The 15,693-nt window shown below is 67.7% G+C and carries 10 protein-coding genes; 9 read left to right on the forward strand and 1 reads right to left on the reverse strand.

What is annotated here, in order from left to right; genetic code table 11:
- Nucleotides 1–67: 67 nt before the first annotated feature.
- The 8 genes from RAH40_RS18810 to RAH40_RS18845 all read left to right on the forward strand — a co-directional run bounded on the left by RAH40_RS18810 (nucleotide 68) and on the right by RAH40_RS18845 (nucleotide 10,769).
- Nucleotides 68–1,648 (forward strand): diguanylate cyclase, encoded by a 1,581-nt coding sequence (locus RAH40_RS18810; RefSeq protein WP_306599141.1) that lies wholly within the window; start codon nucleotides 68–70, stop codon nucleotides 1,646–1,648.
- A gap of 296 nt (nucleotides 1,649–1,944) precedes the next feature.
- Nucleotides 1,945–2,748, forward strand: coding sequence for a hypothetical protein (locus RAH40_RS18815; protein WP_306599142.1), 804 nt, complete (start codon nucleotides 1,945–1,947; stop codon nucleotides 2,746–2,748).
- 16 nt (nucleotides 2,749–2,764) lie between these two features.
- Nucleotides 2,765–6,007 carry a carboxypeptidase-like regulatory domain-containing protein gene (locus tag RAH40_RS18820; RefSeq protein ID WP_306599144.1) on the forward strand — a complete coding sequence of 1,081 codons (3,243 nt, stop codon included), beginning with the start codon at nucleotides 2,765–2,767 and terminating at the stop codon, nucleotides 6,005–6,007.
- A 15-nt stretch (nucleotides 6,008–6,022) separates the two neighbouring features.
- The gene (locus RAH40_RS18825) at nucleotides 6,023–6,691 is read left to right on the forward strand and encodes a hypothetical protein (RefSeq protein WP_306599145.1); all 669 of its coding nucleotides are present in this window, start codon (nucleotides 6,023–6,025) and stop codon (nucleotides 6,689–6,691) included.
- Nucleotides 6,692–6,780: 89 nt separating this feature from the next.
- Nucleotides 6,781–7,254 (forward strand): hypothetical protein, encoded by a 474-nt coding sequence (locus tag RAH40_RS18830; protein ID WP_306599146.1) that lies wholly within the window; start codon nucleotides 6,781–6,783, stop codon nucleotides 7,252–7,254.
- Between the two features lie 161 nt (nucleotides 7,255–7,415).
- Nucleotides 7,416–8,507, forward strand: coding sequence for a TlpA disulfide reductase family protein (locus RAH40_RS18835; protein ID WP_306599148.1), 1,092 nt, complete (start codon nucleotides 7,416–7,418; stop codon nucleotides 8,505–8,507).
- Between the two features lie 82 nt (nucleotides 8,508–8,589).
- Complete coding sequence (locus RAH40_RS18840; RefSeq protein WP_306599149.1) at nucleotides 8,590–9,705, forward strand: TlpA disulfide reductase family protein; 1,116 nt, start codon at nucleotides 8,590–8,592, stop codon at nucleotides 9,703–9,705.
- An 8-nt stretch (nucleotides 9,706–9,713) separates the two neighbouring features.
- The gene (locus tag RAH40_RS18845; RefSeq protein ID WP_306599150.1) at nucleotides 9,714–10,769 is read left to right on the forward strand and encodes a TlpA disulfide reductase family protein; all 1,056 of its coding nucleotides are present in this window, start codon (nucleotides 9,714–9,716) and stop codon (nucleotides 10,767–10,769) included.
- Between the two features lie 90 nt (nucleotides 10,770–10,859).
- Here RAH40_RS18845 and RAH40_RS18850 read toward each other — a convergent pair whose 3' ends face one another.
- Nucleotides 10,860–13,823, reverse strand: a complete 2,964-nt coding sequence (locus RAH40_RS18850; protein ID WP_306599152.1) for a serine/threonine-protein kinase — start codon at nucleotides 13,821–13,823, stop codon at nucleotides 10,860–10,862.
- Nucleotides 13,824–14,225: 402 nt separating this feature from the next.
- Between RAH40_RS18850 and RAH40_RS18855 the strand changes: the two genes are divergently transcribed.
- Complete coding sequence (locus tag RAH40_RS18855; protein ID WP_306599153.1) at nucleotides 14,226–15,689, forward strand: PLP-dependent aminotransferase family protein; 1,464 nt, start codon at nucleotides 14,226–14,228, stop codon at nucleotides 15,687–15,689.
- Nucleotides 15,690–15,693 lie beyond the last annotated feature (4 nt).

Raw genomic sequence — 15,693 nt, forward strand, 5'->3', positions numbered from 1 at the left:
TTCATTCCCGGGATCTCCTGATGGGCCGAAAGCGGACGGTGGCGAACGACGTTCCCCAGGATGCGGGATGACCGGGCCGTCCCCCGAGCCCAACGAGCTCTACCTGAGCGAGCAGCGCTTCCAGGCCATCTATGATTCCGTGAACGACGGGATCCTCATCCAGGACCTGGAAAGCGGCGCCACCCTGGACGTGAACCGCCGCTTCGGCGAGTTCCTGGGGCTCAGCCAGCAGCGGCTGCTGGGCATGGAGCTGGCCGACACCGGCCTGGGCATCTGGCCCTACACCCGGGAGGTGGCCATCGACTGGGCCATGAAGGCCATCGAAGGCGAGCCCCAGACCTTCGACTGGCTCTGCCCGCATCCCTCCGGGCAGCTGGTGTGGCTCGAGCTGAACATGCGCCGCACGAACATCGGCGGCGTGGACCGCCTCCTGGTGACCGCCGGCAACATCACCGCCCGCAAGCGCCTGGAGATGGAGGCCACCGCCCGGCTCAAGCGGGCCGAGGCCCAGAACGCGGTGTCCCTCGCCCTGGCCGGCGTGGGCCCGGACTACGGGACCGCCCTCAAGCTCATCGCCCAGCACATGTCCTCCTCCGTGGGAGACCTGTGCATCCTCGACCTGGTGGGGGAGGACGGCCTCCTGCACACGGAAGTGGTCAGCCAGCCCTACATCGGCGGGGACGCCTACCTCCCCCTTCTGCGCAACCTGGCCCCCACGGCCACGGGGGTGCTGGGCCCCGGCGCGCTGCTGGGGGCGGGCCAGGTGGCTGGAACGGGCCAGAGCCTGCGCCTGGAGCGCGCCACGCCCGAGGGCATCCGCGAGCACCTGCCCCCCGCCTACCACCCGTACCTCGACCACTTCCGCGTCCACAGCCTCCTGGTGGCGCCCATGCGCACCGAGGGCAGCACCATCGGCACCATCACCCTGGCCAAGGGGGGCTCCTCGCGGGCCTACTCCATGGAGGACGAGGCCACCCTCCAGAGCCTGGCGGACCGGGCCGCCCTCACCATCACCAACGCCCGCCTCTACGCCAGGAACCTGGAGCAGGCCGAGGCGCTGCGCAGGGCCAACCAGGAACTGGAGCGGCGCGTGGAGGAGCGCACCGCGGAGCTGGAGGACGCCAACGCGCGGCTCCAGGAGATGGCCATGCAGGACGGCCTCACGGGGCTCGCCAACCGCAGGCGCTTCGACGCGGTCCTGGAGAGCGAGGTCCGCCGCGCCCGGCGCACCGGGGGCTGGGTCGCGCTCCTCCTGGGGGACGTGGACTTCTTCAAGAAATACAACGACCACTATGGGCACATGGCCGGGGACGAATGCCTCAAGGCCGTGGCGAAGGTCATGCGCGAGGTGTTCCGGCGCGCCGACGACCTCCCGGCCCGGTATGGAGGGGAGGAGTTCGCCGTGATCATCTCGGGCTCGACCCCCGAACAGGCCGCGTTCTCCGCCCAGATGTTCCGCAAGGCGGTGGAGTCCCTGCGCATCCCCCACGCCGACTCCTCCGTGGCCGAGGTGGTGACGATCAGCGTGGGCTACGCCGTGGCCCAGGTGAGCGCCGAGTCGAGCCCCGCCTGGTTCATCTCCAGGGCGGACGAGGGGCTCTACATCAGCAAGGCCAACGGCCGGAACCGGGTCAGCCTGGCGGACTAGACCGGGTTCGTGAATTCTAGGCGGCAGTCGCCATGCAACCCTGGCGGCAAGCCTGGGCCGGTCCATCGAATTGTGGGATCCTCAGCATCCGCCCGGTCGATGCATCACTGGTCGAATGTTTCATTCGGGAACTGGCGGAGCCGCTTCCGGGGCGGGAATGTCAAGATCCATGGAAGAGCAAAGACCTTCTTCACCTCAGTGACCTTTTCCTGGATCTCCTTCGCAGGCAGGCAGGTGTGCATGATTGCCGCCTTTCCTGCCGTGACCCCCTCTACTTTTTTTTAAGGGACCGCTCCATGAAAAATCTTCAGGCCTATGGCATCGTGATGGCGCTGGCCGCCAGTCTGGGAGGGCCGTTGGCGGCCCAGGGCGTTCCAGCCCCCGCAGCCGAGGAATCCGGGTTCTCCGCCGACCTCAAGCTGCACTACGCCTATACCCCGCAGAACAGGGACCAGCTCCACTACGACTACCAGATCATCGGAGTGGATTTCGGCCTGCAGACCGGGCTGGGGCGGGTCGGCGCGGAGGTGGGCTGGCTCTACAAGACCGGCGACGGGTTCGTCGCGCCCCTGCCGGCAAATCCCACCAACGGCAAGGCGCCCATCTCCCGGGGATTCTCGGGCGATGCCCGCCGCAACGATCTCAATGGCCTTCTGCTCCGCCTCTCCCTTTCCCGGCCCTTTCTGGGGGGATGGACGTGGCAGGCCGGCCTCCAGATCGGCGGCACCCAGTGGAACCAGCAGTACTTCGGCGACACCACGGGCAACTACGTGGCCTCGAACCCCGCCCGGTGGGACTGGCGCGATCTCTACAACGGCAACCTGAAGGGGAGCTACAAGGGCCTCAGCCCCTACGCCGGCGTCAAGACCGAGATCGGGCACAACGGCGCCCTGGAGTTCAACCTCGTCGTCCTCAACTACCAGACCAAGAACTACGTCCACTATGCCGGCACCGCCGGCGGGGGCTACAAGACGTTCAAGAACTCTTCCAACGTCAACGTATACAACGTATCGGAGCAGAACGACTTCCCGCTGGACACCTTCGTGACCCGGAAGCGCTACGTGCCCCACTTCGAAATCGCCTACGTCTATCACTTCTAGAACCGCTGGAGCCGGAATGGACATGTATACCGATGCGATCAAGAAACTGACACGCCTGGGTCTCGCGCTCGCGGCGGGCGGGGCCCTGTATTCCCAGAACGTCACCGGCGGATTCTCGGGCCGGATCACGGATCCCAAGGGCAAGCCCATCGAGAATGCCCGGGTGCGGGTCAATTCGCCCGCCCTCAGCCTTCCCCGGGAGATGCGCACCAGCGCCAGGGGCGAATGGCGCCTGGGGCTGCTGCCCCCGGGCGACTACAAGCTCACGGTCAGCGCCGAGGGGTACTACGCGAGCGGTACCGCCCTCTACCTCGGCGTCGGCAAGACGGAGGCCGTGCAGTTCGTCCTGAAGCCTCTGCAGGTTTCCGGGGTGACGGTCGAAGTCATCGACGCCGCCACGGTGCTGGAGGCCAAGACCGAGGTGAAGACTTCCACGAACTTCCAGGGCGAGCAGCTGTTGGCCCTGCCTACGATGAAGACCTACACCGATATCATGGCCTATGCGCCCGGGGTGAACAGCACCGGCTGGGTCCGCGGGGCGGACCCCAAGGCGGGCATGACCTATAAGGTGGACGGCGTGGACGTCCGCGACGACGTGGCGTCGAGGAATACCATCTTCTCCGTCTCCATGGTCAACCCGATCCTGGATTCCATCCAGGACGTCCAGCTGATCCAGAACAACGTCAACGCGCGCAACGGCAACAGCCTGGGCAGCCAGTACACGGCCGTCACCAAGCGCGGGGGCAACGAGTTCTCTGGCTCCCTCCGGGCCACCTACGCCCGGGGGTACTGGCTCTCCCAGAATTCCGGCGCCTCCGCCAGCGCCTCCAGCAGCGGCGACAAGATGACCCAGGCCCAGTGGAGCTGGACCCTCTCAGGCCCCATCATCAAGGACCGGGTCTCCTTCTTCCTGGCCGGAATCCGCACCCCCGACATCGACCAGCTCGCCCCCACCGCCGCCATGAACACGGTGAACTACCCAGGGCAGATGGTCCCCATGAAGACCAGGCTGACCGGCACCGACGCGGTCCTGAAGAACGGTCCCGGCGGGGGCTATGCGGTCAGCCCCGACACGGTGGGCCAGTTCCTGCCTTCGGTCAACCAGGACCAGCAGTGGGATGGCCGGATCACGGCCTCCCTCACCGCCGACCAGACCCTGGACCTGAAGTTCAGTTATCGCAAACGGGCCCTCACCAACTCCTTCACCTCCGTAACCAATTACGACCAGGGCACCGAGGACGAGCGCCTCATCGGCAACTACACCACCACGAATGACAGCCAGTCCTTGACCTACCTCGGCACGCTCACGCCCAACCTCCTCCTCGAGGCGTCTTTCAGCCAGGCCAAGGTCGTGGTCGGCGCCGACAACAAGTCCGTCAACGGGGCCCAGATCCCGGTCCTGTCGGCCCTCGAGGCCAATACGCCGCTGTCTTCGACCTATCAGTACTACCCGAACGCCGCCTACCTGGATCCGCTCGGCTACGCCAGCAGCAGCTTCATCACGGGCAGCGGGAACAACTACCTGATCCAGCAGTGCTCCCCCGTCTCCCCCGTCAAGGAGAAGCACCGCACCCGCACCATCAATGCCAATCTCAAGTACTACCTGGATCTCGGGGGCCAGCATGAGATCGACCTGGGCGGTGAGGACTACCTGATGGGCTACAACGCCGGGGCGCAGTTCGGACCGCAGAACAAAGTGGTCTTCGCCGGCGGCTCATACACGAACGGCACGGACATCAAGTATCCGACGGTGAACTTCGAGGGCATTGGCGTCAACAACCAGCTTTCCGTCCTCGGACCCGCCCCGGTGCTGATGGAGGCCTGGGCAGGCGCCACGGAGCAGAAGACCAAAAGCCTGGCCTTCTGGCTCAACGACCAGTGGGTCGTCAACGAACGGCTGAACGTGAACCTGGGCATGCGCTGGAGCCGCTACCAGGTGGTCAATGAAGGGGGCAAGAGCCTGGCGACCACCGTCGCCCTGGATCCCCGGGTCATGATCCGCTGGGATCCCAAGGGGAACGGCAAGCACCTGTTCTCCCTTTCCTTCACCCGGAACACCCAGGGCTACAGCAGCGTCGTCAGCTACGCCCTGGCCGTCAACCCCGCCAATGCCTACACCCTCCGGGGCTGGGCGGGCATCAACGGGCAGCCCTCGCTCAGCGGCCTGGGCTCGGGCACGGATGGCGGAAACTACGGCGTGCGCTATGTCTCCTACGCCGACCTCGTGAACCCGGCCAACTACGCCACCACGCCCTTCAACTTCGTGAACAGGTCGGTGCAGACGAGGCTAGAGGACCTGCGCGCCCCCTACGCCGACACGTGGGAGTTCAACTACACGCGCAACCTCTCGGACGCCACCAGTGTCCGCATCGGTGTGGTGGACAAGCGCTACCGCCAGGAACTCATGAGCTGGACGGACTACACCTGGGACTACCTTGCCCTGGCCACCGACCCCAGCGGCAGCGGCGGCGGCAGGCCCCAGTGGCTGCAGGTCACCAAGTACGGCAGCACCCACAAGCCGCGCATCTACCGGGATCTGGAACTCAGCATCAAGCACAAGCTGACCAGCCGCCTGAGCTGGGACCTGGGCTGGACCTACTTCTACGAATACAAGTACGACGAGGCCGCGCGGCTCAACTACGCCTCCGTCAAGAATAACCCCACCTACAACCCGCTGCCCGCCGATGTCTACCTCGGCGACGGCCTGACCCAGAAGAACCATCGCATCACCAGCCTCCTGGCCTACATGCAGCCCCTGGGCAAGGGCAGCATCACCTACACCCTGGCCGCCAACTACCTGGCCCTCAATCCCAGCTCCCTGAGCGGCTACTACACCCTCTACGGCCTCTCGGCCTCCACCCTCCTGAACCCGGTGGACTCCGCCCATAACCCCCAGAACTACCCGGTCACGAGCGCGTCCGGCTACAGCACCCTTCCCGTCTACTGGGCCAAGCCGGGCCAGTGGAAGACGGGGCTGGACTCCTACAGCTTCGACTTCTCCATTTCCTGGAACGTCCCCCTTGGCCTGGGCAGGGCGATGCTCATCGGCACCGCCGGCGTGACCGATCTGTTCCACCACGTCATCACCGCCACCTATGGCTACTCCGCCCCGACCATGACCGGCGCCAATGCCCCCAACGGCCGTCTCATCGGCAATTTCACCTACAACGGCGTGGCCGGGGCGGGCTGGGGCAACAATCCCCTCAATGGGGGAACCACCCGGCCCGTCACCAATGTCACTGTCGGCGTCCGTTTCTAGCCCATGGAGCCCATGATGTCCAAATCCAAGATCCTGACCTCCATGCTGGCCGCCTCGGTGGGCCTCCTCGCCCAGGCCCCGGAAAAGGCCCTGACGTTCGACGTGGAGGGGCACGCCACCTTCGCCCTCTCCTCCCTCACCAAGGTGACGCACCAGCGGCTCGGCGGCGGCCTGGGCGTGGGCGTGATGCTCCCGACCCCCTGGGGCAAGGACGGCGTCCGCGGGGCCCGGATCGCGCTCAACGCCAACACGTTCCCGGGGTCGATGGGGAAGACGGCCAAGACGTCCCTGCGCAACTACCAGCTCACCGGCGACATCTACTTCGACACCTGGGTGCCCAAGCTCTCCTGGCTCCTGGGCGCAAGCCTGAACCGCTGGTCGGCGACCAACTCCGGCTCGGAGACCTGGATCGTCCACCCCACCTCCTCCTCGTACGCCAAACCCCTTGATTGCTTCATGGTCCGTCCGGAAGAAGCCAAGGGCTACCGAGGGGGCCTGCGGGTCGGCTTCTCCCTGGAGGTGAACCGGCACCTGTCCGCGGAAGCCGTATTCCAGCAGACGGAGCTGACCCAGCGCCCCCTGGCGAAGTTCCCCTCCACCACGCCGGTCGTCGGCGGCAGGTATGGGGAGACCTATCCGGTCACCCCCTCGTGGATCCAGGTGGGTGCGCGCTACACCTTCTAGACCTTGGGCCGGGCTTCCGATCCTTCCGCCCTTATCATGGGACCGGAAGACCCGGGTCATTCCCCCCTTTCCAACCTCCAGGAGGTGCCATGCTCCTTCCCGCCGTCCTCCTCGCTCTCGCCCAGCAGCCCGCGCCGGCGCCCGCCGATTTCACCCAGGCCCTCGTGAAGGCCGGGGCTCGGGATATCCTGCCGGTGCCCCCAGGGATCACCCAGATCACGGAAAAGACCCTGCCCGAGGATACGGCCATCAAGATGGGAACCCAGGCGACCGACGACACCTACCACCCCGGCATGCGTGTCCTGTCGTTCCTCCTGGCCCCGGGCGAGCGGCTCGCGGCCCGGCAGAAGCTTCACCTGGACCTCATCCAACTGAGTCTGGCCCAGAGCGTCCAGACCGGACCCATGGTCGACGAGGTCCTCAAGGTGAACAAGATCCCAGCCGGCTTCCGGGCCCGCGGCCTGCAGATCCGCAACCTCTCCAGCGAGCCCTACACCCTGATCCTGCGGATCACCGGCCCCTGCAACACCTCGTACGATCTGGAAATCAAGCGGGACAAGTAGCTCAGGGCCCCCATCGTTCCATTGCACCTTTCACGTGACCGAGGAGGCACGGCGGGTTCTGCCTGCCATTGGCCCCCCGTGAGGCGACCCCGGGTTCCCGAAGGCCGCCAGGTCCGTTTGACAAGCCTCCCGATCGATTCCTCCGGAAAAGGACCCATGACATGACGATTTTCAGCAGATTCCTGGGACCCGGTCTTTGGCTGGCCTTCATGGTCGCCGCGCCGGCTCCCGCCGTGGAACCGCCGGCGGCCGCCCAGGCCCCAGTGCCCGCCGGGAAGCTCGGCGTGGGCGATCCCGCCCCCGCCCTCGGCGGGGTCCGATGGATCAAGGGTACGCCGGTGGAGGGGTTCAAGGCCGGCCAGGTCTACGTGGTGGAATTCTGGGCCACCTGGTGCGGGCCCTGCAGGCTCATGATGCCCCGGCTCTCCCGCCTGGCCCGGGAATACGCTGGACGGGTCACCGTCATCGGCGTCGATGTCCTGGAGCAAGGCAAGGACCCCAAGGCGACGAACGCGAGCGTGGACGCGTTCGTGGCGGAGATGGGCGACCAGATGGACTACAACGTCTGCCGGGACACGGAGGACGAGCTCGTCACCCGGACCTGGTACCGCGCCGCGAACCGTAATGGCATCCCCGCCACCTTCGTGGTGGACGGCAAGGGGCGCATCGCCTGGATCGGCCACCCCTCGCACCTGGACGTGGTCCTTCCGGGCATCCTCAAGGGCACCTTCCAGGCCCGGTCCTTTGACGACAGGCTGGAGGCCCTGAAGAAGGTGCAGGTGGAGTACACCAAGGCCTACCAGAAAGGGGACCACAAGGCGGCGCTGGCGCTGGCGGATGGCCTGCCCGATGGCGATCCCGCCGTGGCGGGATCCAAGGCGCACATGCAGCTCATGGCCCTGGTGCACCTGGACCAGGAACGGGCCGAAAAGGCCTACGCCGCCCTGGAGCGGATGGGCCTGGCGAACGAAATCCTGGCCAACGCGCTGGTGTCCCAGGAGGGGATCCCGAATCACTGGTACGTCCGTGCCGCCGGCCTGGTCAAGGAGGCTGCGAAACGGCCATCCGATCTCTACCACCTGGCGGAGGTCCAGGCCAAGGCCGGCCAGAAGGCCGAGGCGGTGGAGAACCTGAAGCAGTTCCTGGCCTTCGTCAAGGCGAGGCAGGCCAAGGACCCCGCCCGGGCGGAGGCCTACGGCCTCTACATCCGGAAGACCGAAGCCCTGATCGAAACGTGCCGGCGGGAGAAGTGACCTCCCGGCACGCCTCAATACCCATCGCCGCGAAGAACCCGGTACTCACGGCGGCCCGTCCATCCGGTACAGGAGTCCAGAAATGACACGTCGCAGTATCTTCATGGGAGCGGGCCTGATGCTGGCTTCCATGGTCTTCGCCCCGGCGCGCGCCGGGGCGCCTCCTTCCCCCGCCGGGAAGGAGGAGGCCGCCAAGACCCTCCGCGTCGGCGATCCCGCCCCCCCCCTGGGCGGCGTCCGCTGGATCAAGGGCACCCGGGTGGATGGTTTCAAGCCCGGCCAGGTCTACGTCGTGGAGTGCTGGGCCACCTGGTGCGGGCCCTGCAGGCTCATGATGCCCCACCTCTCCCAGCTGGCTCGAGCCTACAAGGGCAAGGCCACCTTCCTCGGCGTGGACGTCCTGGAGGACGGCAAGGATTTCAAGGCGACCAGCGCCCGGGTGGACGCGTTCGTGGCGGAAATGGGCGACCAGATGGACTACAGCGTCTCCCAGGACACCGAGGACACCCTCGTCGCCCGCACGTGGTTCCGGGCGGCCAAGCTCCCGGGAATCCCCGCCACCTTCGTGGTGGACGGCCAGGGGCACATCGCCTGGCTGGGGCACCCCATGCACCTGGACGTGGTCCTGCCCGCCGTGCTCAAGGGCGACTTCGACGCCAGGCAGTTCGAGGACAAGCTCGCGGTGCTGGAAAAGACGCAGGGAACCTTTGGCACGGCCATCAAGCAGGAGGACTACAAGGCGGCACTGAAGGCGGCGGAGGGGCTTCCGGAAGGGGAACCCGCCTTTGCGTCCTCCCGGTCGGTCATGCGCCTCATCGCCCTGGTGCATCTGGACCAGGAAGGGGCCGAGAGGGTCTACGCCGAAATGGAGCGCGCTGGGCATGCGAACGAGCTTCTCGCAGGCATCCTCATGGCCCAGGAGGGAATTCCGAACATCTGGCGCGTCCGTGCCGCCGGACTGGTCAAGCAGGCCGCGAAGCGGAAGCAGGATCTCTACAACCTGGCCGAGGTCCAGTTCAAGGCCGGCCTGAAAGCCGAAGCGGTGGAATCCATCAAGGCGTTCCTGGCCTACCTCAAGGATAAATCGGCCAAGGAACCCGGGAAGGCCGCGGCCCTCGCCAATTACATCCGGAAGGCCGAAGAGGCGCTCAGGACCTACGAGGGGGGCCCCCTGGCCGCTCCGGGAGCTGGTAAATGAAAGCGAAGATGATTCTCCTTGGAGCCGGCCTGATGCTGGCGTCCATGGCCGCCCCTTCGGTCCAGGCGGCCCCAAAACCCGCAAGCCAGCTCAGGACCGGCGATCCCGCACCCGCCCTCGGCGGCGTCCGGTGGATCAAGGGCGCCCCCGGGGAAGGTTTCAAGCCCGGCCAGGCCTACGTGGTGGAGTTCTGGGCCACCTGGTGCCACCCCTGCCGCCTCGTGATGCCCCATCTTTCGAAGCTGGCCCGGGAATACAAGGGCAAGGTCACGTTCCTCGGCATCTCCATCATGGAACCGGACAAGGACCTGAAGGTCTTGGCTGAGCGCCTGGATGGATTCGTGGCCGGAATGGGCGACCAGATGGACTACAACGTCGGCCAGGACACGGCGGACAAGCTCATCGAGCGCACCTGGGCCCGGGCCGCTGGCCGTTCGAGCATTCCCTGCACCTTCGTGGTGGACGGCAAGGGCCGCATCGCCTGGATCGGCCACCCGGCCTACCTGGAAGGGGTCCTTCCCGCCGTGCTCCGGGGCGCCTTCGACGCCAGGGCCTTCGACGGGAAGCTGGAGGCCCTGAAGAAGGTCCAGGGCGAGTTCACCGGCCGATTCAAGGCCGCGGATTACGCGGGGGCCCTGGCCATGGCCGAGGCCTTGCCCGCGGACGACCCGGTCGCCGGCTCCGCGAAGCGGTACATGCAGCTCCTGCCTCTCCTGCACCTGGACCCGGCGCGGGCCGAGAAGGTCTACAGGGAGATGGAGCGCCATGGCGAAACGGACGCCTACCTGGCGGATACCCTCGTGGCCCAGAAGGGCATTCCGGACGTCTGGTACGCCCGCGCCGTGGAGCTGGTCAAGGCGGCCTCCCGGCAGGATTCCGAATCGCTCCACCTGGCCGAGGTCCAGTTCAAGACGGGCCGGAAAGCGGATGCACTGGAGACCCTGAAGGCGTACTCGGCCCACCTCAAGGAATTGCAGGCCAGGAATCCGGGCAAGGCCAAGGCCTATGAACCCTATTTGCAGGTCGTCGAGGCGAAACGGATGGAGTACCAGCAGGCCAAGTGAGGCCTCGCCTTCGAAGGCCGGACCGGCGCCCCGCGGATGTTCCGCGGGGCGTGATGCAGGGACCCGGGCCCATCCGATACCGGCTGCCTCCTAGGCGCCTCCCAGGAGCAGAGCCTGACTCCTGTCCTGGAGGGGCTTGAGTTCGCGCGCCGTCAGGGGGTTGACGGCCAGGGCGGCCCTGAAGGCCGCCAGGGCGTGGCGGGCGGATCGGGCCCGGAGGTCCGGCCGGGCCGCGAGCTGCGCCCGTCTCAAGTGCAGCTCTCCCTGGATGGCCAGGAGGCGGGCCCGGTCCACGGTGAGATCATTCGGCCGTCGCGCCATGGCCGGGGCAATGGGTTCCCGGGCGGGATCCGCAGGGGCCAGGGCCAGGAAGCCTTGGCGCAGCCCCTCGGCAATCCCAGATTCGGCCTTGGAGTTGTCCGTCTCGCCCATGGCTTCCAGGAGCCGGAGCTCGGCCAGCGCCTCGCTTCGCTTGTGGTTGGGCCTGGCGGGACTCTCCCGGATCGCATCCAGGATCGCCCGGGCCCGGTCGATGCACCTGGCCGGATCGACGTGAATCTCGGCCGCATGGCGAGCCGCCGAAAGGTTGATTTCCGCGAACAGGGGCAGGAGGAGCCCCTTCCCGTCGCCGAGCCGGCCCTCCGTGGACGTTTCCAGCCCATCCGCCAGGGCCTTCCACGCCTCCGGCGCATCCGTGCACCGGGCCTCGACCCACTGCAGGAGAACCGAAGGGCTGGGCTTCTGGTTCCTGGGAGTCGCCAGGACCTTGTACTGGGCCAGCAGCTGGGACGTATCCTTCCCCAGGAGGCGGTGGTATTCGAGCTTCAACGCCAGGTGCTGCTGGACGCGCATGGAACCGGGCGTCCGCGAAGCCAGGACGTCCAGGGCCGGGCCCATGGAGGGGATCCACTCCGGATTCCACCCGTTTGCAAGAAGGACGCGGCTGAAGGAGGGCGGGGGAAGGTCCTGGGCGAAGGTGTCCCGGAGGCCCTTCGAGGCGTCCTGCGCCAGGATTCCCAGCACTTCCTGGATCAGGCCGCGGCAGGAATGGCCATAGCGGGGAAGCGCTTCCAGGGCCTGGGCGATCCCTTCGAGGACAGGACCCGGATCGAAGGCTTTCGGATCCCGGATGGAAGCGTCCAGTTCCTCCCGTAGCCGCGTCCAGGTGGTCCGGCCCGCGGTCCCCTCCAGCAGGTCCAGTTCCAGCCCCTTGGTGCACAGGTAGCCGATGCGGTTCGACCGGAGGCCGCGATGGCGGGGCGCGCAGGCCCTGCCGCGGTCCAGCCATGAGAACACATGCCTTTGCCGTCGCCTGCGCTCGGGCAGGTCGCCGGAGAGGTACCGGTCCCGGGCAATCCACACCACGGCCAGGTTCCTGCAGATTTCCGGATGGCTGGGGGCGGCGGCGTAAGCCTTGGCCAGCACCTCCTCGGCCTCGTCCAGCAGCGGCCCGATCGTCTCCTGCGCGGAACGCCCGTCCTCCCCGGCGTCTTCGTCGGCCTTCTCGTGGACCTTCTGGGCCCTGTCGAAGAGGGCCTGGGCCTCCTCCAGCACGGCATCCAGGTCGTCCGGCATGTGCTGGCGGTAGGCCCGGGCCACGGCGATGTGCTCGTCCGGCTCTTTGCTCCGGCGCGAGGCCAGGTCGGCGAGATCCAGCAGATGGCTGATCCGCACCTGCTCCGTGTTGCGGCGTCCCGCCACCAGCTGCCGGGCCTGGTCCAGCAGGCTGGCCTTGCTCTCGCCCTGGGTGCTGTGGATGCGCCGGACCAGGGCATAGGCCAGCCAGGCCCGGGCGCTCTGGGTGCGGAAGCCCAGCGCCCAGGCGTTCTGGAAGTGTTGGCACGCCACGTTGTCGCCACTGCCAAGCAGGAGGGTGACCTGGCCGATGGCCAGGTGGCCAGGACCCTGGGCCGCCGGGTCCCCGGCCATCTCCCCTTCGATCCGTTGGATCAAGCTCCGCACGGCGGCCAGTTCGGGCTCCACGTCGTGCGGGGGTTTGCGGTAGGTCCGGTCCAGCTGCGTCCGGGCCTCCTCCACCAGGGCCTGGAAGTGGTGATCCCAGTTGCCCTGCTGCAGGATCTGCCAGTTGAGCCGCAGGAAGTGGCCGGAGACCCCGAGGGTGACCGCCAGGCCCATGGCCAGGGCAACCGCCAGCCTTCGGTTGCGCCGCACCCACTTGGCCGATCGGTAAAGCCGCGCGGTGCCCATGGCGTGCACCGCCTGGCCCTGCAGGAAGCGGTCCAGATCCTGGGCCAACTGCTGGGCGTCGGCGTAGCGCGCGTCCGGGCGCTTCTCCAGACACCTGTGGACGATCCGCGCCAGGTCCACCGGCACCTTGGGATTCGACTCCCGCAACGGGACCGGCGGAGTCCCGGCGGTGGCGGCGGGCAGGTCGGCCGGCGGAATGGCGCCGAAGGGCGGGTGGCCGCCCAGGATGACGTACAGCACCATGCCCAGCGAATAGACATCCGACCTGCGGTCCACCTGCTCCAGGTCCCCGCGGAGCTGCTCCGGACTCGAGTAGGGCGGCGTTCCCAGGGGACAGCGGATCTCCTGGCGCCGCTTCGAGGTCAGCACCATTCCGAAATCCCCGATCATGGGGTGCAGGTCGCCCGCCTCGTTCCGGCGCACCAGGATATTGCCGGGCTTGAGGTCCAGGTGGACCAGGGCGCACTGGTGGGCGGCGTGGACGCCCAGGGCCACGTCGCGCACCAGGGCCACCTTCTGCGCCAGGTCCAGCCCGCCCTGCACCTTGTGGAGGGTGGCGCCCTCGACCAGCTCCATGATCAGGTAGCCGTGCCCCACTTCGTAGATCCGGCAGACGTTGGGGTGCTCGATCTTGGCCTGGGCGCGGCCCTCCTCCAGGACGGCCCCCGCGGGGTTCTTCAGGAGCTTGAGGGCGACTGAGCGCAAGAGGAGGGTGTCCATGGCCTTGTAGACCTTGGCCGTGGCCCCCTCCCCCAGGAACTGGAGGTCCTGGTAGCGCTCTCCGCGGCCGGCGAGGCTGGCCGCGGGAAGGATTTCCCGGAACAGGGGGTCCAGCCAGGACTCCATGGCGGGTTCCAGGTGGGAACTGCCCGGACCGACCATGGAACCGGGGAGGGAAAAGCCGAGTTCCTGAATGGAGTGGGCCGGGGCAGGTCCGGGCTCCCCCTCCGGCTGGGAGGGAGCCGCTGGATTCTGGGGAACGCTGGAGGGTGGGGGCACCTTGATCCCTGGCGCAGATTCTCAGGAACGACGCGGAAGTTCGGAACGGTAGGCGGCCCGGAGAAGGGGCCACAGGTGACGCCATGGTGCCGAAGCAGGGGAACAGTATAACTGGTCTACCGGGGCATGGCCGAAGTGGATGTTGAGCTGAAGGGCCGATAGGGCACTATGGACCCTGGGGGAAATCGTCTTCCGCGGTGCTCACGTTGGTCGCGATGGACGGATGACTCAGCCGGAGGTAGCCCAAGGATGCGTGCTCGGAAGGTCTTCCTGGCCCTGGTTGGCCCGCCGGATTCCTCGGTCGGGCGACGGATCCTCCTGACCCTGCGCCAGGCCATCGTGGACGGCACCCTGGCGCCCGGATCACCCCTGCCGGGCACCCGGGCGATGGCCTCCGCCTACCAGGCGAATCGCCAGACCGTCGTCACCGTCATCGAAAAACTCGAAGCCGAGGGGCTGCTCGAATCCCGCCAGGGCATCGGCACCTTCGTGGCCGAGACCGGCAAGGCCCGGCCCGAGGCCGCGCCCGCCGCGGCAGGCGCCGCGCTCGGTTTCGACGTTCCCAGCGCTCTGGGGCTTGAATCCAGCATCCGCCAGGATGCGCTGCTGCTCGCCGACGGGGCCCCCGACGCCACGCTGGCGCCCACGGAGGAGCTGGCAAAGGCCTACCGCAGGGCCCTGGGCCGCCACGGGGCCCAGCTCCTTGGGGACCACGACCCCCTGGGCACGCCGCTCCTGCGCGACATGACCGCCGAATGGCTGGGCATGGGCCGGAGCACGCGCGTGAGCGCGGACCGCGTGGTGCTGGTGCGCGGGAGCAGCAGGGCGCTGAACCTGATCGTCACGTCCCTGCTCAAGCCGGGCGACGTCATCGCCGTGGAGAATCCGGGCAACCGGAATGCGTGGGAGATCCTCGCCCAGGGCGGGAGGCACCCCCTCGTGCCCTTGCGCGTGGACTCGCAGGGCGTGGATCCGGAGGACCTTGAGCGCCAGCTGGCCGCCCGGCGCATCCGCGCACTGTACCTCACGCCGGGCCGGCAGTTTCCCACCGGGGCGTCCCTCCCGCCGCATCGGGTGGAGCGGGTCCTGGAACTGGCCGCAAGGTACCGCACGATCGTGATCGAGGACGACTACGACAGCGCTTTCGTCTACGGCGGCATCGCCCCAAGGCCCATGCTCGCCGAGGACACCCACGGCCTCGTGATCCACATCGGCTCCTTTTCGCGGCTCCTGGCCCCCGGGCTGCGCCTGGGCTACGTGGTCCTGCCTGCGCCCCTCGTGGCCCTGATCCGGCGGCTCAAGCGGTTCCGCGAGGGGCAGGGCGATCCGGCCCTGGAGTGGGCCATGGGCGACCTCATCCGGGACGGCGATCTGACCCGGCATCTTCGCCGCGCCACCGAGATCTACCGGGTCCGGCGGGACACCCTGGTGGAAGCGCTGAGGGAACGGCTGGGGCACGCCGTGTCCGTGGAGCCTCCGGCCGGAGGCATGGGGCTGTGGATCAAGGCCAGGGAGGGGGTGGATGCTGAGGCCTGGATCCGGAGCGTGCGCAACCGGGAGCTCGTCCTGAATCCACCCTCCCACTACTTCCTGGGCGACCCCGAGCCGGGCTTCCGCATGGGCTTCGCCCAGGTTCCGGAAGCGGACCTCAGGGAGGGTGTTGAACGGCTGGTCCAGGCGCTGGCCGCGATGCCGGAACCGCGCCAGGGCTGACGTT

The sequence above is a fragment of the Geothrix sp. 21YS21S-2 genome, assembly GCF_030846775.1.
GTDB lineage: Bacteria > Acidobacteriota > Holophagae > Holophagales > Holophagaceae > Mesoterricola.